Genomic DNA, 2,065 nt, shown 5'->3' with positions numbered 1-2,065 from the left:
TGTGGACTGCGTTTGATAAGAATTCCTACCCATAAAAGCCTCCTGCTACAACTACAAACCCCTTACAATTGCAGTGTAGCAGTAGGATTTTACTTTTTCATGTACCACCAATTAGCGTAGCGGCTAGGCAAAAGCCCCTTTTTTCTTTAGCTGATAAGATCTTACATGGCTGGGTAGGTGTAAGAAGCCTGGATGCCCAGTGGCAGACCCAGTGCCCAGTAGGTCAGCAGGAAGATAGTCCAGCCAATCAGCATGGCGATGGAGTACGGCATCATCATGGAAGCCAGGGAGCCAATACCGGAGCCTTTAACGTAACGCTGACAGTAAACCACCACCAGTGGGAAGTAGACCATCAGAGGTGAAATAATGTTGGAAACAGAGTCACCAACACGGTAAGCCGCCTGAGACAGCTCTGGGGAAATGCCCACTGCCATCAGCATTGTTACCAGAATTGGTCCGATCAGGGCCCACTTGGCAGAAGAGGAACCGATGACCAGGTTTACAGTAGCGGTCAGCAGAATCATGCCAATCACGGTAATTTCACCTGGCAGGTTCATGGCTTGCAGAACCTCAGCACCACTCAGGGCCAGAACAGTACCCAGGTTGGACTGGGAAAACGCATACAGGAACTGGGCACAGAAGAAGGACATTACCAGGTAAGAGCCCATGGTAGACATGGTGCTGTTCATGGCGACCACAGTGTCCTTGGAGGTCTTGAAGGTACCGGATACCTTACCGTATACAATGCCCGGAATTAGGAACAGGATGAAGATCAGAGGCACGATGGACTGCATCAATGGTGCAGAGAACGCAGTGATCTCACCATTTGGAGAACGCAGTGGAGAGCTTTCCGGCATAACAGCAGCGACCAGCAGTGCAATACCTGCCAGCATAGCCAGGCCTGCCGCATTGAAAGCCTTGCTCTCTTCAGCAGTGAATGAACTCAGGTCAGGTGCTTTCTCAGCATCTTCATCCAGCGTGGTCGTGCTCTTCAGTCGTGGTTCAATGATCTTGTCAGTCACGTACCAGCCAATAGCAACGATAATGAAGCTTGAAGCACCGGTGAAGAACAGGTTGGCCAGCGGGTTCATCTGGTAGCTTGGGTCCAGAATCTGTGCGGCAGACTGAGTGAAACCCTGCAGCAGAGGATCGATACCGGAAGGAATAAAGTTGGCAGAGAAACCACCGGATACACCTGCGAACGCAGCAGCTATACCAGCTAATGGGTGACGGCCGGCAGCGTGGAAGATAATACCGCCCAGAGGAATAACCAGTACATAACCGGCGTCAGCTGCCGTGTGGCTGATAATGGCCACCAGAATCAGCATTGGGGTCAGCATTTTGGCTGGCGTTACGCTCAGCAACTTCTTCAGACCTGTGTTGATGAAGCCTGACTTTTCAGCCACACCGATACCCAGCATGGCAACCAGGACGATACCCATTGGGGCAAACCCGGCAAAGTTTTTCACCATGCTGGCCAGGAAGGTCGCAAGGGCAGAGCCTGTCAGCAGGTTATTCACCACCACCGCTTCACCACTGGCGGGGTGCACCATGTCCAGATTCATCTGTGCCATCAGGGCAGAAAGAACCCAGACGATGACGAGACCATAGACAAACAGTAATGTTGGATCGGGCAGCTTGTTACCTGCCTTTTCAACAGCATTAAGGAAGCGATTCATTAATTTTGAATCACTCGAATTTGCCTCAGGCATAGGAGGGGCTTTTGTCAGGCTCATGGAATGATCTTCTTGGTAATATGATGATTTCGCTAACGACTTTAAAAAAACCGTGGCTGGTTCTGAAATGATCTAAATCAACTAAATATAATAAAGAGATATTTGTTTATAGTAGAGCCTGTAAATAATTCTGTGTAAACGCCACCAAAACTATTACTCCTTGAACCGGTCAGGAAACATAATTTCAAACCGGTTCATGGCTGCTTTCCAGTTCCTGATCGGCATGGTCCATTTCTCGGAAGCTTTTTCCATGGCCAGATAGATTACCTTCATGACTGACTCATCAGTCCGAAAAATCTTCCGGTTCTTGATCGCCTTACGAATGACGC

1 protein-coding gene and 1 pseudogene are annotated in these 2,065 nt (G+C 49.5%); both read right to left on the bottom strand.

Annotated elements, in window-relative coordinates; genetic code table 11:
- Window positions 1–161 precede the first annotated feature (161 nt).
- Complete coding sequence (locus tag AK963_RS28190; RefSeq protein ID WP_066018623.1) at window positions 162–1,736, bottom strand: AbgT family transporter; 1,575 nt, start codon at window positions 1,734–1,736, stop codon at window positions 162–164.
- Window positions 1,737–1,889: 153 nt separating this feature from the next.
- A pseudogene (locus tag AK963_RS32715) lies at window positions 1,890–2,065 on the bottom strand (IS256 family transposase); the annotation flags it as partial.

The sequence above is a fragment of the Endozoicomonas atrinae genome (assembly GCF_001647025.1).
Taxonomy (GTDB): domain Bacteria; phylum Pseudomonadota; class Gammaproteobacteria; order Pseudomonadales; family Endozoicomonadaceae; genus Endozoicomonas; species Endozoicomonas atrinae.
This window is presented reverse-complemented; position numbering and strand designations above follow the sequence as displayed.